Raw genomic sequence first — 18,157 nt, 5'->3', positions numbered from 1 at the left:
ATAATTTATTATTGAAAAATAGTCATAAATAGCTTGACGATTATCACAAAAATTGATATTATATTATAGTCATCTGATACAGATAGACATTATTGACCATGGCTCGTTGGTCAAGTGGCTAAGACGCTGCCCTTTCACGGCGGAATCGAGAGTTCGATTCTCTCACGAGCTATATCAAGTCGCAACTTAGGTTGCGGCTTTTTATTATGTCTCCTTAAAATCAGCAAATTTTAATTTTTATAAAATTAAGGTTATTAACTAGAAAAATATTGTATTTATTAGCAAATTCGAAGTAATTTTGTAAGTAAAAATAATTACTACATAAAAGGACAATAGTTATCCTTATCACAATTTTTTGCTTTTCGACATACATTTTGATTAAAAATTAGGTTATAGTATTACATATTAAATCAGATAAGGATCACTTACTTATGCAAAAAAAAGGTCTATTATTAGTCAACCTAGGTACCCCTGACTCCCCTCACCCAGATGATGTGAAAGTATATTTAAAAGAATTTCTATCAGATACCAACGTCATTCAAATGCCAAAATTACTCTGGCAACCCATTTTAAGAGGTAAAATTTTACCAAAAAGATCAATCAAGTCAGCAGAACTTTATCAAAAAATTTGGCGAGAAGATGGTTCGCCATTGATGGTCTATGCAAAGAAACAAGCTGAGCAAGTGCAACAATTACAACCGAATTGGATTGTTCGTTATGCAATGACGTATCGTAAACCTAACATTGCAGAGACACTCAAAGAAATGCGTTTAGCAGGCGCTGATGACATTGTCGTATTACCACTGTTTCCACAATATTCTGTTACGTCAACACAATCAGTCATTGATCAAGTCCGTAAGGCTGACAAAAGCATTAAAGTTGTTAAATCATTTTACGACGATGAAGCCTATTTAGATTTATTAGCTAAAGACATTCGCGAAGCATGGGCTAAGAACGATTACGATCGTTTAATCATTAGTTATCATGGTGTTCCCGAATCATACGTTCGTCGTGGTGACCCTTATGTTGACCACTGTACAGCAACCACACAAGGCGTTTTAGAGCGTGTTGGACCGTTAACACCTAATAATACTCACCAGGTTTTCCAATCACGATTTGGGCCAACTGAGTGGGTTAAACCATACTTAAGTGACACACTCATGTCACTACCAAATCAGGGTGTTAAACGTGTTCTAGTAGCAACTCCCGCATTCGTAGCCGACTGCTTGGAAACAATCGAAGAAATTCACGTTGAAAATCACGATATTTTTAAACAGTCAGGTGGTGAAGTCTTTGATGTTGTGCACCCCTTTAATGATCATATTGATTTTTCTAACTATATTGTTTCTCTTGCTAACCGACATTTTGAATAAAATTAATACACAAAAAAAGCAATGAGTATCATTGCTTTTTTATTATAATTCAACGTTATGATAGACCTTTTGAACATCATCATCAGATTCTAACGCATCAATTAACTTTTCAAAAGTTTCTAAATCTTCACCGGCTAATGACATTTCTGATTGTGGCAACATGCTAATTTCTGTAGTTGAGAAATCAGTTACACCATTGTCACGTAAAGCAGCAATTGCTTGATGCAAAGCAGTTGGTTCTGTATAAACAACGGTATGATCATCTTGTTGTTCGGCATCACGAACATCAACTTCAGCATCTAGCAGTGTTTCCAACGTAGCGTCAGCATCTTCACCCTCAAAAACAATCACTCCTGTTTCATCAAATAAATAACTAACAGAACCAGCAGCACCGTAAGTTCCACCATTTTTGTTAAAGGCTGTGCGTACGTTTGTAGCTGTACGATTAACATTTGATGTCAACGTATCAACAATAATCAACGAACCATTTGGACCAAATCCTTCGTAGCGTCCTTCGATAAAGGTCTCATCCCCTGAACCTTTTGCCTTTTCAATGGCACGTTCGATAACATGCTTTGGTACTTGTGCTTGCTTAGCACGCTCAATAACAAACTTTAATGTTGAATTAGCTTCAGGGTCTGGGCTTCCGCCTTGCTTAGCAGCAGCATAAATTTCAATACCATACTTACTGTTAACTTTGGCGGCAGCACCATCAGTCTGCGCCTTTTTCATTTTAATGTTTTCCCATTTACGTCCCATGAGGTCACCTCTTTTAATTTACATCTTTTATTATTATAAACGTTTATGGTGCTTTTGCGCCACAAAATCATTACTTCACAACTCGATATTGTCCTGGTTTTAAATCAGCAATATGATAGTTGCCAATATGTGTCCGAATCAAGCGTAATGTTGGTATACCAACAGCAGCCGTCATACGACGCACTTGCCTATTACGACCCTCTTTAATTTTCAACTGAATAAAGCTTGTTGGTTGATTTTTTCGGACTCTGATTGGTTTTTCACGATCCCACAGCCATTTCGGATAAGGAATACGTTTAACTTTAGCTGGTAAAGTTATACCGTCTTTTAATGCCACACCTTGTTCAAGTTGCTTTAGTTGCGACTTTGTCGGGACTCCGTCAACTTGAACAACATATGTTTTATAAGCCTTATTTTCTGGATCAGTCAATTCATGGTTTAACTTACCACTATCAGTTAATAATAATAAACCTTCACTATCCATATCTAAGCGACCAGCAGCATATACTCGAGGAATATCAATGTAGTCAGCTAAAGTTGCACGCCCTTCGCTGTCTGTAAATTTTGTTAAAACATTGTACGGTTTATTGAATAGTACAATCATTTTTTAATTGCGTCCTTTTCATTATAAAAAAATAAGCAAACCGCAGATGATTTGCTTTTCATTATATAAGTATTATATAAGTAATAGTGCCGACGAGAGGAATCGAACCTCCGACCCCAGGTTTACGATACCCGTGCTCTACCAACTGAGCTACGTCGGCGAAACTCCGACTGCCGGGCTCGAACCGGCGACAACCTGATTAACAGTCAGGTGCTCTACCAACTGAGCTAAGTCGGAATGACTTTCGTTGCTAACACAACTATATTATTATGCCATGTGATGGAAAATATGTCAACAGTTTATCACATAAAAAAAGAAGCAAACCAGAACGATTTGCTTCTCATAAAACTCCGACTGTCGGGCTCGAACCGACGACAACCTGATTAACAGTCAGGTGCTCTACCAACTGAGCTAAGTCGGAATAATGTCGCTAACACAACTATATTATTATAACTAATTGTGTAACGACTTGTCAATGGTTTATTATTCTGGACGCATTGTTGGGAACAACACAACGTCACGAATTGTATCAGAATCAGTCAATAACATGACCAAACGATCAATACCAACACCAAGTCCACCTGTAGGTGGCATACCATATTCCAAAGCCTCTATGAAGTCTTCATCAATGCCCTCGGCTTCGTCATTACCATTCTCACGCTCAGCTGCTTGAGCTTCAAAACGTGCACGTTGATCGATGGGATCGTTTAATTCAGTAAAGGCGTTCGCGTACTCGCTACCCATGATAAACAATTCGAAACGGTCAGTAAAGCGAGGATCATCAGCATTTTTCTTAGCGAGTGGTGACACTTCAACTGGATGTCCATAAACAAATGTTGGTTGTACCAAAGTGTCCTCAACGAACTCTTCAAAGAATGCGTTGATAATGTGACCAACACCCCAGTATTTTTCATACTTAACATGCTTATCATCTGCTAACTTTTGGGCATCCTCAACAGACATTTCCTGCCAGAAATCAATACCTGTTTGCTCTTTAATCAAGTCAATCATATGCTTACGAGCAAAGTTAACACCAAGATCAATTTCAGTACCTTGATAGGTGATTTTTAAGTTGTCTGAGACGACCGAAGCCGCAGCCTTAAAAATACCTTCTGTTTCATCCATCACGTCTGTAAAGTCCATATAAGCTGCATAAGACTCCATCGTTGTGAACTCTGGATTATGTTTGGGATCCATACCTTCATTACGGAAAATGCGTCCAATTTCATAAACACGCTCCATACCACCGACAACCAAACGCTTTAAGTACAATTCTGTCGCGATACGCATGTACATATCAATATTCAAAGCATTGTGATGGGTGATAAATGGACGAGCCGCAGCACCACCTGCCTCTGTTTGCAATATTGGTGTTTCAACTTCAAGAAAATCATTTCTATCCATATAGGCACGAATAGCCGAAATAATATGTGAACGCTTTTGAAATTTCTTAAAAGATTCTTCGTTCGCAATTAAATCCAAATAACGCTTGCGGTAACGCGTTTCGACATCCGAAATACCATGGAATTTATCAGGCATCGGACGCAGAGCCTTAGATAAATGTGTTAATTCCGTAGCCAAAACTGTTAATTCACCAGCTTCAGTCTTCATCATAATTCCCTTGATTCCAAGGAAGTCACCCAAATCTGCTCTTTTAATAATCGGATAATTATCTGCTAAATCATCACGTCTTGCATAAACTTGAATTTTTCCAGAAACATCACGAAAATCAGCGAAAATAACTTTACCTGCACCACGCTTTGCAACCATGCGACCTGCAATAACAACTTCATGTTTTGCATTCTCTAACTCTTCTAAAGAGCTGGCATCATATAGATCATGCAGTTCTTGCGCTTTTGCTGTACGTTCAAATCGCTTACCGAATGGGTCTAAGTGTAAATCACTAACGATTGTTGCCAACTTTTGTCGACGCGCTAGCATTTGATCATTAAGGGCTTTTTCTTCAGCCATTTGTATAAAATCCTTCCCTATTGCGCGTTTTCTAACTACACGCCTACTAACTAAATATCATACCAAAAAAAAACAATAATCTCAAAGTTACTCGTTATTTTTTTCAATCTGTTTCAAAATTTCGGATAATTGTTCCTCTGTGAAAAAGTAACGCTTTCCGGAGAACTTTCCCACAATTTCAGCGCCATGGTCTTCTTTGATCATCGCCTGAATTTCAGATGCTGGAAGTGTGAGCAACATTTTAGCATAAGCATCTTTGGATGGCTCTGCGGCCAAACCGATGCCAGCTGTTTGAAGAATCTCAACTTCACCTCTCCCAAAAATCTCTTCAAGCACTTCTAATGGTGTGTAGCCTTCTTGAATCATTTCAGAAAGTGGTCTCATATTTTTTAGAGCTCCCTCCAGTTGATCAATTGCTTCATCAGTAGCATCAGGTAGCGCTTGAACAAGAAAGCCACCTGCTCCAGCAACCGTATCATCACTGTTCATATAAACGGAAACACCTATAACTGAAGGTGTTTGCTCTGATTGTGCTAAATAATATGTAAAATCATCCCCAATTTCTCCGCTAACCAATTGACTCTGACCTATGTAAGGATCAGAATAGGGAGCAAACTTTGTAACCTGTAGAAAGCCATTTTTTCCAACGGCTTTAGCTACATCAAGCTGTCCTGCTTCATTTATTAGTGTCTCAAGGTTAGGATTAGTTACGTAGCCACGCACACTTCCTTTAGCATCAGATTCTACTACAACATTGCCAATTGGTCCGCGTCCATTAATTTTTGTTGATAAGGTTTCTTCACCTTTCAAAACAGCCTGAGCTGTCAAGGTTGTAGCCAACAAACCGCGCCCAAGAACAACAGCAGCCATACGCGATGTTTCGTGTACTTGCGCTGCCTGATGGACGAGGTTGGTCCCATTTACGGCAAAAGTACGAAAATACTTGTTTTTGGTAATTGCTTTGATAAATTGATCTGCCATAATTTTCCCTATGTTTAATTTATTGTTTTTATATTTAACAGTTTATTGCTTTTGTATTTGCTAAACACATGACAAAATAAAAAGTCGACGTCACCGTCAACTTCTATTTTACTTATTTTCTGTATTATTGTCATCTGTTTCTGACTTTTCTGTTGAATCAGTATCCTCATTTTGTGACTCTGAGTGATCGTCAGATGACTTTTCTTCATCTTGTTTTTCAAAGCGTTGTTCAGCTTGTGAATCCTTGGCATCAGCAGCAGCTTTTGCTTCTTCAAACGACTTTGCTTTTGCAAGTTCTGTATCATCTTGGATGTCCTTACGAGTAAAGGTTCCTGTTAGATAAATATCCTTGATTTGCTTTTCGTCTAATGTTTCAACTTCAAGTAGAGCCTCAGCAATTGCTGTCAATTTGTCTTTATTGTCACGCAATATAGCCATAGCATCATCAAACGCTTCACGTGCCAAACGACGTACTTCCTCGTCAATCAAACGGGCTGTTTCTTCAGAGTATGCACGATTACCAGCTTGATCAGCATAGCCAACACTAGCATTACCTTCAAGTTGAACCATGCCTAACTTATCAGACATTCCGAAAGCCGTAACCATTTGACGAGCCAAACCAGTTGCTTGTTGGAAATCGTTTGACGCGCCTGAGCTAGCTTCATTAAACATAAATATTTCTGAGGCACGACCGCCCATCAAACCAGCCAATTGTTCCTTAGCCTCCGAATATTTCAAGTTATATCGATCATTCTTAGGCGTCATTAAGGCATAACCACCAATACGACCACGCGGAACAATAGTAACTTTTCGAACGACTGAAGCTTCTGAACGAACTAATCCTACTAACGCATGACCAGCTTCATGATAGGCAGTTGTACGACGCTCTGATTCAGACATGTTATGGTTTGTTTTGGCTGGACCTTGGAAAATACGATCTTCAGCTTCATCAATATCTGCAGCATCAACCTTGGACTTGTTTCGACGGGCAGCAAGTAATGCAGCTTCGTTTAACAAGTTTTCCAAATCTGCTCCAACATACCCAGGAGTTTGCTGGGCAATAGCTTTCAAATCGACGTTGTCTGCCAATGGCTTGTTCTTTGCATGAACGTTTAAAATTGCTTCACGACCTTTAACATCCGGCGCTCCAACTAAAATCTTACGATCGAAACGACCTGAACGAAGCAACGCTGGATCTAAGACATCAGAACGGTTGGTAGATGCTAAAATAATAACACCTTCAGAACCTTCGAAACCGTCCATTTCTATCAAAATTTGGTTCAAGGTCTGCTCACGCTCATCATTACCACCGCCCATGCCTGTTCCTCTACGACGCCCAACTGCATCAATCTCATCAATGAAGATAATGGCTGGCGCAGATTTCTTAGCATTTTCAAATAAGTCACGAACACGGGATGCACCAACACCAACGAACATTTCTACGAAATCTGATCCTGACATTGAGAAAAATGGTACGCTAGCTTCACCAGCAACGGCTTTGGCCAAAAGTGTTTTACCTGTTCCGGGAGGGCCCTCTAGCAATACACCCTTTGGTATGCGGGCTCCTAAGTTCACAAACTTCTTTGGTGCTTTTAGGAATTCAACAACTTCAACCAGTTCTTGCTTTTCTTCTTCGGCACCAGCAACATCAGCAAAACGTACTTTATTATCCTTAGGATCTGAAGGCTTGGCTTTGGATTTACCAAAGCTCATCATACCACCTTGTCCACCTTTTCCGCCGCCAGCTTGGTTCATCATCAGATAAAATACCGCAACAATCAACAAAACGGGTACTAAGGAAACTAACAAGTTTAACCAAAATCCAGAATTTTCAGCTTGTTTAGTCACTAATTCTGTTTTTGTCTTTGTAGCAGCGTCTGTGACTGACTTTAACGACGCATCATTGGGTAGCAAAGTTGACGTAAACTTAGTTACCTTTTGTGTAGGTTGGAATAAACTAAGCCCTTTATCCTTGGATGCTGTTTGTGCCTTCTTATACGTTCCAGTAACATTATAGATGCTGTTACCAGGCTGTACTGTAACTGACTTCAACTCTTTATCATTCAGTGCTTTAATAAATTCACTTGATGTAATAGTTTTCGTGGTTGTCTTATCGTTACCAAACAAGCCATAAACCATTCCTACAACAGCAAGAAATATGAAAATATAGAATACACTGCTTCGTAAGAAGCCACCTTTATTATTGTTCATTGTATTTCCTCAATTCTTGTTCGAAGTTTATTTAGTGTATACTTCTTTTTTCAAAATACCGACATAAGGTAAATTGCGGTAGTGCTCTTCATAGTCAAGACCGTAACCAACCACGAATTCATTACGAACATTGAATCCTGCATAGTCAGCATCAACTTCGACTTTTCGACCTTCAATCTTATCAAGTAAGGTCGCTACTTTAATTGATTTTGCACCACGTTTCGCAAGTAATTCTTTCAAAAAAAGTAATGACTGGCCAGTATCGACAATGTCTTCTAAAATAATAACATCTCGTCCTCGAACATCTGAGCGAACGTCTGTTACGAGCGTTATTTCATCAGAACTTGAGACACCACCATGATAACTAGAGATTTTGATAAATTCTAGTTCAGCGTATAAATCTACTTCTCGCAGTAAATCAGCTGTCCAAAGGTAGGCGCCTTTCAGAACTGATAAAAACAAAGGCGTTGAACCCGCATAATCTTGGGTAATTTGTTTCCCCAAACGCTCTGCCGCTTTTTGAATACTTTCTTGGTCATACAACACTTCCTGTATATCGTTATCCACTTAGGTTTCCTCAATTTGACATACGAGCCAATATGGCTGTGTATTTTCTTTAACAGCAAAATCCGCATTTACACGCCACTGATTACTGCGTAAATGCACTGCAATTACTTCATCATCGGCTGTCGCAAGAACCCACATCATTGTACGTTCTTGCGGCGTTAGTTTCTCATCAATCGCTAAACGTCGTAAATTTTTATGGCCGTTTATGAGAGCAATTTTATCACTCGCTTTTGCTGGGCGCAAGCTTAGGTATGCTAATGAACGAGTAAGCTGAAACTTGATAAATGATTGGCCGTTCATAGGGACATTATCAGTCCATATGAACGTTGTTTTTGCAAAAGAATGCCATTGATTCAATTTTAACATAACTGGCGTCAAAACTTGTGCCATATTTTGTTGTTTTTGTATACTAATTTTTTGATAGTTTTTTATGAACTCAAAATTATCTGCCAGAGCAATTTTTCCGTTCGGTTTATGGGTATTGCTCAGCAATTGAATCATTTGTTGCAATTGATTTTCTTTAATGTTAAATAGATTATTTTCTTGGAGCCAATATTTCAGTGTTGGTAGCTGCCAAAGTGTAGGAATTTTCTGCCAGTCTTGAATATTCTTAGCGTATATTTTAGCCTGATTATCAATTAACTGCTGTTGTTGTACAATTTGTGCGGCCATATCATTAATATGTCTGACGGCTCGTTGATTAATAGTTGTCAATTTTGGTAAAACATCGTTACGCAATAAATTTCTCGGCGTATAATTAACGTCAAAGTTCGTTTTATCTTGGCGCCACCCCAACTGATTATCCTGTGCATAAGTAATTAGTTCTTGCTTAGTTATCGACAAAAATGGTCTAATCACTTTATGATTCTTTGTTTGCATGCCACCCATTTGTTGCAGTTGCCCTCCGCGTATCATCTTAAGAAGAACTGTTTCTGCTTGATCGTCTGCGTGATGGGCAACAGCGATTGTGCTTGTATGATACTTTTGAGCTAAATCCTCAAAAAAATCATAACGAAATTGACGAGCAGCTTTTTCCACTGCATGGTCAGGAATATGTTGCCAGACCTGTTCTTCAAATATAGCACCAGTTTGAGTCGCAAGCTCCCGAACGAATGCAGCATCATCATCACTTTCCTCACGTAACCTGTAATTCACGTGTGCAATAACAAGGTTGGCCTTAGTTTTTGACAACGCATGAACTAGAACTACGGAGTCAACGCCACCAGAAACTGCAACGATAACTGTCTCTGGCCAATTATACTGTTGTATAGTTTGCAAAATTTTTTCTGTCATATACGAAAAAGGCACCCCTAGGGCGCTTCCTTAATTATTATCGGATGGTAAATTATAAACAAGTTCTCCTTGCTTTGAATAACCATATTTGTCTCGTAGTAGTTGCTGTAAGTACGTTGCATCTTTTAAACGTTTTGTATCAGCAGTTAAATCAGTATTGGTCTTTTGAACTTTTTCCAAACGATCTTGCGTATTCGTTAGTTCTTGATTAGCCGCATGCAGCTTCACTTGGCCTATCAAGAGTTGCACAACAAAAATCATCGCTATCAACCCGCCAAAAAGAAGAATTTTTTTCTCCCGTCGCGCGTGCGCCTTGCGATAATGTTTTGCCGCTTCCAAGTTAGCACGTTCTGATTTTTTAATTTCACGTGCTATCGCTGGGTTTAACGGTGTAATATTTGATTGTCTTCTTTTAAAATTACCCGCCATAGTGAATTCTACCTATTGTAATTTTGTCACGTTCTTTATCATTTTACAACAATATTTAAACTAACTTAAACATTTTGGCTGTTATTCGTCACCAATTTTACGAAAATCTTGCTGAAATTTCTCACTAATAACTTCATACATGTCAGCAGATTCTTCTTTTTTGGTTGTTTCAACAATTTTGAGTACTTTAACTGTCAGCGTTTTGTTTCCAAAACGTACTTCTAATTCATCATTTGTGGACACATCTGATGATGATTTAGCAACTTTACCGTTAATTGAGATTCGTCCTTGGTCAGCAATCTCTTTGGCGACCGTCCGACGCTTAATTAACCGCGAAATTTTAAGATATTTATCTAAACGCATTTCTTCTCCTATATTTAATGATGAAGTTCATTTAATGTTTTTGCTGATAATTTATCAATAATCACTAACAAAAAGTTCCGTAAAATATTGAGCCAGATACTACTTTCTGCGACATCGTTCACAGTGAAGATCACTTGTAAATTACCTTCTTCTGTTCGCACAGCTGCTTTTAACGGCACATCAACCATTGTCTCAAATATGGCTTCTCCGGCTAAGTTTTTCGTAGCTGTTTCATTAAATGTCATAATTAATTGTTTTCTTTGACGTCGTATATTCGTAATTTGTGACTGATCAGCTAACTGCTTAATTTGACCTACGAGCAATAATCGAGCTACCTCATCTGGCATTTCACCAAAGCGGTCAAGCATATCAGACTCAATGTCTTCAAATTCTGCATCCGTTCTAGCCTGACGGATGCGAGAATATAATTCAATTTTTTGTGCATTATCACTAACGTACTCATCTGGCAAATAAGCTAGTACACCTAAAATTAATTCTGCATCCGTTTCTGGTTGGGTCGTCGTAACTTGTTTCCCCTGTTTTTGTGCCACAGTATCTTTCAACATTTGAGTATACATGTCATAACCCACTGAATCAATAAATCCGTGTTGTTGTTTGCCGAGCAAATCACCTGCACCACGAATACTTAAATCACGCATAGCTATTCTGAAACCTGATCCCAGTTCCGTGAAATCACGTATGGCCTCAAGTCTTTTCTCGGCCTCTTCTGAAGGTGTACGTGTAAATGGATAAGTAAAATATGCATATGCTAAGCGTGTCGAACGCCCAACACGACCACGCAATTGATAAAGCTGTGCCAACCCCATATGATCAGCATTTTCGACAATTAAAGTATTTGCATTAGGGATGTCAACACCCGTTTCAATAATTGTAGTTGTTACTAAAACATCATATTGTCCATTCAAAAAGTCATACAGAATACTTTCAAGCTGTGTTTCTGACATCTGCCCATGAATTGCAGCTACACGCGCCGAAGGAATTAATTCTTCTATTTGACTAACAATACGGTCTAAGTCAGCAACGCGATTGTGTAGATAAAAAACTTGACCGTTACGTGCAATTTCTTTTTCAATCGCATCACGAACTATTTTCCAATCCATTGCCAAAACATAAGTTTGAATTGGATATCGGTTTGCAGGTGGTGTTTCAATAACAGATAAATCGCGGGCGCCCACCATGGCCATATTAAGCGTACGTGGAATTGGCGTCGCAGTCAATGTTAGGACATCAACACTTGTTCGTAACTGTTTTAGTCTTTCTTTATGTTTAACACCAAACCGCTGCTCCTCATCAATGATTAGTAACCCAAGATCTGCAAAGTCCACATCTTTGCTCAACAAACGATGCGTACCAACAACTACATCGATTTCGTGATTTTGAAGCTGCTCAATGATCATTTTGTTCTGGGTTGGTGTTTGAAAACGACTTAATACGCCAATTTTAATTTCTGGAAAATCACTAAATCTAGCCAACATTGTTTCATAATGTTGTTGAACTAAAATCGTAGTTGGCGCTAGAAAGGCGACTTGTTTACCGGCATGAGCAGCTTTAAAAACAGCACGTAAGGCAACCTCGGTTTTTCCAAAGCCAACGTCTCCCACAAGTAACCGATCCATTGGCCGCAGTTTTTGCATATCAACTTTAATTTCTTCAATACTGCGAATTTGATCAGGTGTTTCTGGATAACCAAAAGAATCATCAAACTTAATTTGAGCATGATCATCCGGTGGAAAAACATACCCTTGCTGAGCTTCGCGTTTTGCGTATAATTCTAATAAATCATCAGCAATATCTTCAATTTTCGCCGCAACTTGTCTTTTGGTTTTAGCCCACTCACTACCACCTAATTTGTTTAACTTAGGTTTCTTAGCAACATCAGATGCACCAACATATTTCTGAATAAGATTAAGTTGTGTGACAGGAATAAATATTTTCGCATTTTGCTGATAAGCAATTGTTAGATAATCCTGTTTTCCACCGTCAGCTTCAATGGTTTGCAAACCTTCGTAACGACCAATACCATGATTAATATGAACAACATAATCACCCACATTTAATTCGTTATAAGATTTCAAACGCTCTGAGTTAGCAATTTTGCGGGTTCGCGGTGCGGAATGCTTTGCTTGTGTAAATAGTTCATGTGTAGTTAGTACGGTCAAATGTAATTTTGGCCATTCAAATCCAGCTGATAGCTCACCTGGCATAATTTGTACTTGGTTTTTCACTACATCTCGCGTCTCAGGGACCGGCATTTCTAATTCAGACAAACTACGAGAAAAATTAACCCGTCGTTTAGCGTCAGGAATTAATAACACCATCGTAATACCAGATTCCTGCGCATATATTAAATCGTTTTTCAAGGCAGGAATTTGTCCATAATACTGATTTGCTGGGCGCGTTGTCACTTCTTCAACATTGGTAAACTTAATTCGGTTGAGTCCACGTTGAAAATTAGCTAAATAAATTATCGGACGTTGATTACTTGCTAATAAATCTGTGATTTCAGTTCGCCAAGTTTGTTTTGGTAATAACTGATACGCTTCAATTTGCTGCTCAATCCATTCCTGATCACGTGTCATTTGCTGAAGTCGCGTTTCCATTAACCGTGTGTATTCATCAAGGATTATTAACGAATCAGTTGGAAAATAGTCAAGTAGGGTTGTCTGGCCATTAAAGAAAAATGGAGCATATGGCACTAACGCACTACCTCTTTCTCGTTCGTTCAACATATACTGTGTAGGAGCAAACCCATCCGTGGCATGCTTTTTATCAATTCCGCTTAAATTGGTACGGTACTCGCTAAAAGTGGTTTCAAGCGCTAACTTGGCTTGGTCATACTGATCCTCTGATACGATAAAATCTGTCGCCGGGTCAATATTGATTTCGTCAAAACTAGTGGTACTTTTTTGAGTCGCAACATCAAAGCTCTTTAATTGGTCCAATTCGTCATCAAAGAAGTCAAGTCGAATAGGATCATCAAAGGTAATCGGATAAACATCAACAATTGATCCTCGATGTGCGAATTCACCTGGTGTTTGAACTAATTTAGTCGGCGTATATCCCATCATCATTAAAGTGTTTTTGATGACATTTAAATTGTAAGCATCCCCAACTTTAACATGTAAATGTGCTTGTTCCAGTGACTGCTTTTTAGGTACCAAACGTTCTACACCTGCCAAACTTGTAACCACAATAATAGGTTTTTCTGTTTTTAGGGCAAGTAATGTTTGTATGCGTTGTAGTCGTAATTCAGAGGAACTAATTGCCATTTCTGTGGCAATAGACTCTTCCGCTGGAAAGTTATAGACCAGATCTTCAAGCAAAGATGACAGGTCATCAAAAAATTGATCAGCGTGCACTTGCGTGTCAGATATAACCAACATTGGTCGCGGATTTTTACGGTATAAGGCAGCAATACTAGCCGCACGGGCGGTTCCATTCACACCTAAAAGCAACTGTGCTGAGCCCTCAGTTGCCTGTTCGTTAAGTTTTTTAATTGTTACTGTGTCACTTAAAAAGTCTATTAATGTCATTTATCCATTATATCGATTACTTAGTTCAGGTGCTGTGGCACCTTGAATCCAATCCGCTATTGCTTGCGTACTGCGGTCCAACATTGCGTCTATGTCTGGCTTTTCTGTTGCAGTAAATTTTCCTAAAACATAATTAACAACTACATTTTGCTCATGAACAGGATGCCCTAGTCCAAATTTCAAACGCAGAAATGTCTGGGAACCAGTATGCGTCATGATGCTTTTTAAGCCATTATGACCACCCGCCGATCCTTTCGCACGAAAACGCATTTTACCAAATGGTAGGTCCATATCATCCACCAATACTAATACATCATCAATATCTCCGTCGTAATAGTCCAGAATGGCTCGAACGGCTTTACCAGAATCGTTCATGTATGTTGTTGGCTTAACCAGCATGACTGATTCTCCGCCTATGATTGTCTTAGCAACCAAAGCAAATTGCTTACTTGGAGAAAATGACATATGATTCGCTGTCGCAAAAGCATCAACAGCCATAAAGCCAATGTTGTGGCGTGTTTGGTCATATTCTGCACCAATATTTCCAAGTCCAAATATAAATTTCACGTTTCTATTCCTCATAAAGCATTCTAAAATAATCTAACCTCCAGTATACCACGCACACACTACAATTTTGTGTTATCATATTGTATGGCTATTTAATGATAAAAAAATTAGATTAGGACAGGATAATGTTTCAAAAATCTTTGGTAATCCCTAAATCGGAGTTAACAACCGTAACCGAAAATGCAACAATTCAAGAAGTGTACGATATTTTTAATGACCCAGAAAACGCACACACACGCACCATGCCTATTCTTGACGAATCAGGCAAGCTTTTTCGTGGTAATGTCTATAAACAACACGTTTTTGAACACGTTGCAAAAAACGGAAATATGAACCTTCCTGCAACAGCCATTATGCGCAACTCAACAAAATTTATTTACACGAATAGTAAATTTTATGAAGTTTTTTTTGCGATTAGAGATTTACCATTTATTGCTGTCTTAGATGAAAATCATCAGTTTTATGGTATTTTTACGCATGATGCTTTAATGGACTTATTGTCACAAAGTTGGTCAGTCCGTTCTGGGGGTGTTGCCATAGCTATTTCAACGCATAACACTCAAGGGGATTTGAGCAAAATTTCTAAAATCATCACACGCTATTCAAATATTGAATCACTACTTACCATTCAATCTGACCTTAAACCCTTAACTGTTCTCTTCACGCTTCCCTTGCAAGAAGATAGCGAACAATTAGACAAACTTATTAAACGCTTAGAAAAGAAAGGTTATCATGTTTCAAGCGTCGAAAATTTAGATCGTTTTAAATAATGAGTAGTATACAAAAACACCGCACCAAGGTAATAAACCCTTGGTATGGTGTTTTTTCATGCATTGCGTATTATTTTGTTGCTGGTTTTTCACCTGATTTAGTTAAAATACCATCAATGAAACCATATTCCAATGTTTCCTCAGCACTCATCCAATTATCACGTTCAGTGTCGCGACCAATTGTCTTCAAATCCTTACCTGAAGCATCAGCTAAAATTTTGTTCAACTTGGCACGTGTCTTCGTCAACTGTTCTGCAATGATTGCCATGTCAGTTTGCTGTGTTCCACCGGCAGCACCGCCCATTGGTTGGTGGATGAGGTACTCAGCGTTTGGTAACATAAAACGATGCCCTTTTTCACCGGATGCAGCAATGATTGTTCCCATTGATGCCGCTAGGCCCATTACAATAGTTGTCACTGGCGCCTTAATGAAATTCATTGTATCAGTGATTGATAATCCAGCTGTCACTGATCCTCCGGGCGAATTGATATACATAGAAATTTCTTTTGTTGGATCTTGAGCTTCTAAGAATAACAGTTGCGCAACGATTGATGTTGCCATACTATCTTCAATTTCGCCCTGTACCAAAATAATACGATCTTTTAACAAACGTGATGGTAAATCATAATTTTCACGTCCGTTGGCAGTTTGTTCAATAACTCCTGGCCACATATATTTTACCTCATATCTTAGAGTGGTTAATTAAATAATTAACTTATATATATTTTAGCACATTAGAGACGAGAGTGCTAAAAAGTTTTACAACTTTGTTAAATCATAGTCTATACCTTCCTCAATCATTGTTGCCAGTTGTGTTAATTTACGCATGCGATGATTAGCACCTGATTTACTAATATCTAGTACTTCACCTAATTCTGCCAACGTTTCATCAGGATATTCTAATCTTGCCTTCGCGATGTCACCCAGTTTTTTTGGTAATATGTCTAGACTACCTAACGTATCAATAATTAAATTAATCTGACTAACTTGTTTATTAGCTGCGATTGCTGTTTTTTGCATGTTTGCTGTTTCAGCATTGACCAGGCGATTGACCGAATTACGCATATCACGCATCATACGAATATCCTCAAACTTGAGCATAGATTGAGTCGCACCAATTGTCTGCAAAAAATCCACAATTTTTTCTGCGCGTTTTAAATAGACAATAAAACCATTACCTCGCTCAGAAATTTTTGATGGCAAATCAAATTCTTGCATCATTATCATCAATTGCTCAGCCAGTTCTTCGTGAGTCGTATAAATTTCCAGATGATAGTTAGCTCGTTCTGGTGAATTAACTGATCCAGCAGCCAAAAAAGCGCCGCGTAAAAAAGAACGCCGTTTGTCAACTTGATTTAGCATACGCGGTGGTACCTCTGGATGTAAGCCAAATGGATCAATACCTAAATCATCCAGTACCTCATCAATCTTAGTTTTTAGTAATACCCCATAAGATTTGTGCTGTGATAAATGATTATTATCTGTTACGCTGACTTCCACTTCAACTTCAACGTAAGTTTCTTTTAAGAGTGTATAAATTCGACGGGCAATAGCTGCGTTTTCAGTTTGTACCCGAATTGTTTGATCAAACCCAAGGGTACTAACCCCGTTCATTCTCATTAAAGCTGCCAACTCAGCTTTTGCATTTCCGGCATGAACGATCAAACCAGTCAGCTCTTTTTTTACATCTGCTGCATATGACATTTAGCACTGCTCCAAAATTTTCAATAATTCTTCAGTAATTTTTTGTCCATCATGAAATGCACCAGCGTCACGTAACTGCAAAAAATCACCTGAAATTTGAGTTGCTCCTTGAACCACAACTGCCTGCTCGTCAAGCTTTACCTGATTAGAAACCTCATTCCACTTTTGAAAGTCGACAAAATCATCAGGAACCTTTTCACTATTTGAAATGACATAGTCAATTGCTTGCATGCCAATGTGTGCATTTAAAGCAAGGAGATGTTGTGCATCTGTATAAGCATCAGTTTCGCCCTTTTGGGTCATAATGTTGGCAATGTAAACTTGCTTGGCCTTAGTGAGTTGTAGTGCCTCACGGACTTCAGGCACAACCACGTTAGGTAAAATTGATGTAAACAGACTTCCAGGACCATAGACAATTAAGTCCGCACTCAAAATCGCTTCAACAACTTCTGGAGCAGCTTTAGGTTCTTCACCTGGTTCATCACCTGTTACCCAAACATGATCTATTGTTTGATGTGCATGTGTTATTTCAGCTTCTCCAGCAACTGTGTTGCCATTCTTAAATTCAGCATGTAGCACCAGAGGTTCGTTAGAAACAGGAAAAATATGCCCTTGAACATGCATAAAATTAGCTAGATATTGAACCGCATCAAAAATATTCCCATGCATTTCAGTCATCGCAGCGATAATTAGATTTCCAACAGCGTGCTTAGCAAAAAAATCATCTTTTGCATCAAAACGATACTGCATAACCTTTAAAAATTCAGCGTCCGTATCTGCCATTGCTACGAGGATATTTCTAATATCTCCAGGAGGTACTATATTAATGTAGTTTCGTAGTAGTCCGCTTGATCCACCATCATCAGCCACTGTCACAATTGCTGATAAATCAACTTCTTGTTTCACAAGCGGCTTGATAATTACAGGTAGACCAGAACCACCACCAATAATGACGATTTTGGGTTTCATATAATAGTTAACCTTCCATATACTTACATTCATTTTAACAC

The 18,157-nt window shown here is 38.6% G+C and carries 16 protein-coding genes and 4 tRNA genes; 3 read left to right on the top strand and 17 right to left on the bottom strand.

Annotation, left to right across the window (positions count from 1 at the left end):
- Window positions 1–100: 100 nt before the first annotated feature.
- Together A6B45_RS02045 and hemH are read left to right on the top strand one after the other, a co-directional pair.
- Window positions 101–172 (top strand) — tRNA-Glu (locus A6B45_RS02045).
- A 259-nt stretch (window positions 173–431) separates the two neighbouring features.
- Complete coding sequence (gene hemH / locus A6B45_RS02040; protein ID WP_072613115.1) at window positions 432–1,373, top strand: ferrochelatase; 942 nt, start codon at window positions 432–434, stop codon at window positions 1,371–1,373.
- Between the two features lie 42 nt (window positions 1,374–1,415).
- Here the strand turns inward: hemH and A6B45_RS02035 are convergent, their stop codons facing one another.
- From A6B45_RS02035 to pth, 14 genes are all read right to left on the bottom strand, one after another.
- On the bottom strand, window positions 1,416–2,132 hold the full coding sequence (locus A6B45_RS02035; RefSeq protein ID WP_072613114.1) for a YebC/PmpR family DNA-binding transcriptional regulator: 717 nt from the start codon (window positions 2,130–2,132) through the stop codon (window positions 1,416–1,418).
- A gap of 70 nt (window positions 2,133–2,202) precedes the next feature.
- Window positions 2,203–2,736 carry an rRNA large subunit pseudouridine synthase E gene (locus tag A6B45_RS02030; RefSeq protein ID WP_072613113.1) on the bottom strand — a complete coding sequence of 178 codons (534 nt, stop codon included), beginning with the start codon at window positions 2,734–2,736 and terminating at the stop codon, window positions 2,203–2,205.
- 87 nt (window positions 2,737–2,823) lie between these two features.
- Window positions 2,824–2,896: transfer RNA gene (locus A6B45_RS02025), tRNA-Thr, on the bottom strand.
- A gap of 4 nt (window positions 2,897–2,900) precedes the next feature.
- Window positions 2,901–2,973 (bottom strand) — tRNA-Asn (locus A6B45_RS02020).
- Window positions 2,974–3,084: 111 nt separating this feature from the next.
- Window positions 3,085–3,157, bottom strand: a tRNA-Asn gene (locus A6B45_RS02015).
- Between the two features lie 62 nt (window positions 3,158–3,219).
- A complete protein-coding gene (gene lysS / locus A6B45_RS02010) occupies window positions 3,220–4,707 on the bottom strand; it encodes a lysine--tRNA ligase (RefSeq protein ID WP_072613112.1) in 1,488 nt (495 codons plus the stop codon).
- Window positions 4,708–4,794: 87 nt separating this feature from the next.
- The gene (hslO, locus tag A6B45_RS02005; protein ID WP_072613111.1) at window positions 4,795–5,688 is read right to left on the bottom strand and encodes an Hsp33 family molecular chaperone HslO; all 894 of its coding nucleotides are present in this window, start codon (window positions 5,686–5,688) and stop codon (window positions 4,795–4,797) included.
- Between the two features lie 108 nt (window positions 5,689–5,796).
- A complete protein-coding gene (gene ftsH, locus A6B45_RS02000) occupies window positions 5,797–7,899 on the bottom strand; it encodes an ATP-dependent zinc metalloprotease FtsH (RefSeq protein WP_072613110.1) in 2,103 nt (700 codons plus the stop codon).
- 27 nt (window positions 7,900–7,926) lie between these two features.
- Entirely contained in the window at window positions 7,927–8,466 is a 540-nt protein-coding gene (hpt, locus tag A6B45_RS01995; RefSeq protein WP_010277907.1) for a hypoxanthine phosphoribosyltransferase, read from the bottom strand.
- Window positions 8,467–9,759, bottom strand: coding sequence for a tRNA lysidine(34) synthetase TilS (gene tilS, locus A6B45_RS01990; protein WP_072613109.1), 1,293 nt, complete (start codon window positions 9,757–9,759; stop codon window positions 8,467–8,469). It abuts the gene before it with no gap.
- 30 nt (window positions 9,760–9,789) lie between these two features.
- Window positions 9,790–10,188, bottom strand: a complete 399-nt coding sequence (locus A6B45_RS01985; RefSeq protein ID WP_072613108.1) for an FtsB family cell division protein — start codon at window positions 10,186–10,188, stop codon at window positions 9,790–9,792.
- Window positions 10,189–10,269: 81 nt separating this feature from the next.
- Entirely contained in the window at window positions 10,270–10,551 is a 282-nt protein-coding gene (locus A6B45_RS01980; protein WP_004164715.1) for an RNA-binding S4 domain-containing protein, read from the bottom strand.
- Window positions 10,552–10,565: 14 nt separating this feature from the next.
- Window positions 10,566–14,105, bottom strand: coding sequence for a transcription-repair coupling factor (gene mfd, locus A6B45_RS01975; RefSeq protein ID WP_072613107.1), 3,540 nt, complete (start codon window positions 14,103–14,105; stop codon window positions 10,566–10,568).
- A complete protein-coding gene (pth, locus tag A6B45_RS01970) occupies window positions 14,106–14,672 on the bottom strand; it encodes an aminoacyl-tRNA hydrolase (RefSeq protein WP_072613106.1) in 567 nt (188 codons plus the stop codon). It abuts the gene before it with no gap.
- 125 nt (window positions 14,673–14,797) lie between these two features.
- Here pth and cbpA point away from each other — a divergent pair, with 125 nt between their 5' ends.
- Entirely contained in the window at window positions 14,798–15,442 is a 645-nt protein-coding gene (cbpA, locus tag A6B45_RS01965) for a cyclic di-AMP binding protein CbpA (protein WP_072613105.1), read from the top strand.
- Between the two features lie 70 nt (window positions 15,443–15,512).
- Here the strand turns inward: cbpA and A6B45_RS01960 are convergent, their stop codons facing one another.
- The 3 genes from A6B45_RS01960 to A6B45_RS01950 all read right to left on the bottom strand — a co-directional run bounded on the left by A6B45_RS01960 (window position 15,513) and on the right by A6B45_RS01950 (window position 18,116).
- Entirely contained in the window at window positions 15,513–16,115 is a 603-nt protein-coding gene (locus A6B45_RS01960; protein ID WP_014324297.1) for an ATP-dependent Clp protease proteolytic subunit, read from the bottom strand.
- A gap of 87 nt (window positions 16,116–16,202) precedes the next feature.
- A complete protein-coding gene (gene whiA, locus A6B45_RS01955; RefSeq protein ID WP_072613104.1) occupies window positions 16,203–17,147 on the bottom strand; it encodes a DNA-binding protein WhiA in 945 nt (314 codons plus the stop codon).
- On the bottom strand, window positions 17,148–18,116 hold the full coding sequence (locus tag A6B45_RS01950) for a gluconeogenesis factor YvcK family protein (protein WP_072613103.1): 969 nt from the start codon (window positions 18,114–18,116) through the stop codon (window positions 17,148–17,150).
- Window positions 18,117–18,157: the final 41 nt, after the last annotated feature.

Source organism: Leuconostoc suionicum (assembly GCF_001891125.1).
In the GTDB taxonomy this organism is placed as follows: Bacteria; Bacillota; Bacilli; order Lactobacillales; family Lactobacillaceae; genus Leuconostoc; species Leuconostoc suionicum.
Note: the sequence above shows the minus strand (reverse complement) of the source record. Positions and strands in the feature narration are given on the sequence as shown.

What these genes read in the sequence shown, in the direction of transcription:
- hslO (WP_072613111.1), bottom strand. Translation starts at nt 5,688, where the DNA reads ATGGCAGATCAATTTATCAAAGCAATTACCAAAAACAAGTATTTTCGT.
- tilS (WP_072613109.1), bottom strand. Translation starts at nt 9,759, where the DNA reads ATGACAGAAAAAATTTTGCAAACTATACAACAGTATAATTGGCCAGAG.
- cbpA (WP_072613105.1), top strand. Translation starts at nt 14,798, where the DNA reads ATGTTTCAAAAATCTTTGGTAATCCCTAAATCGGAGTTAACAACCGTA.
- A6B45_RS01950 (WP_072613103.1), bottom strand. Translation starts at nt 18,116, where the DNA reads ATGAAACCCAAAATCGTCATTATTGGTGGTGGTTCTGGTCTACCTGTA.
- mfd (WP_072613107.1), bottom strand. Translation starts at nt 14,105, where the DNA reads ATGACATTAATAGACTTTTTAAGTGACACAGTAACAATTAAAAAACTT.
- A6B45_RS02035 (WP_072613114.1), bottom strand. Translation starts at nt 2,132, where the DNA reads ATGGGACGTAAATGGGAAAACATTAAAATGAAAAAGGCGCAGACTGAT.
- whiA (WP_072613104.1), bottom strand. Translation starts at nt 17,147, where the DNA reads ATGTCATATGCAGCAGATGTAAAAAAAGAGCTGACTGGTTTGATCGTT.
- ftsH (WP_072613110.1), bottom strand. Translation starts at nt 7,899, where the DNA reads ATGAACAATAATAAAGGTGGCTTCTTACGAAGCAGTGTATTCTATATT.
- hemH (WP_072613115.1), top strand. Translation starts at nt 432, where the DNA reads ATGCAAAAAAAAGGTCTATTATTAGTCAACCTAGGTACCCCTGACTCC.
- A6B45_RS01980 (WP_004164715.1), bottom strand. Translation starts at nt 10,551, where the DNA reads ATGCGTTTAGATAAATATCTTAAAATTTCGCGGTTAATTAAGCGTCGG.
- A6B45_RS01985 (WP_072613108.1), bottom strand. Translation starts at nt 10,188, where the DNA reads ATGGCGGGTAATTTTAAAAGAAGACAATCAAATATTACACCGTTAAAC.
- lysS (WP_072613112.1), bottom strand. Translation starts at nt 4,707, where the DNA reads ATGGCTGAAGAAAAAGCCCTTAATGATCAAATGCTAGCGCGTCGACAA.
- A6B45_RS02030 (WP_072613113.1), bottom strand. Translation starts at nt 2,736, where the DNA reads ATGATTGTACTATTCAATAAACCGTACAATGTTTTAACAAAATTTACA.
- A6B45_RS01960 (WP_014324297.1), bottom strand. Translation starts at nt 16,115, where the DNA reads ATGTGGCCAGGAGTTATTGAACAAACTGCCAACGGACGTGAAAATTAT.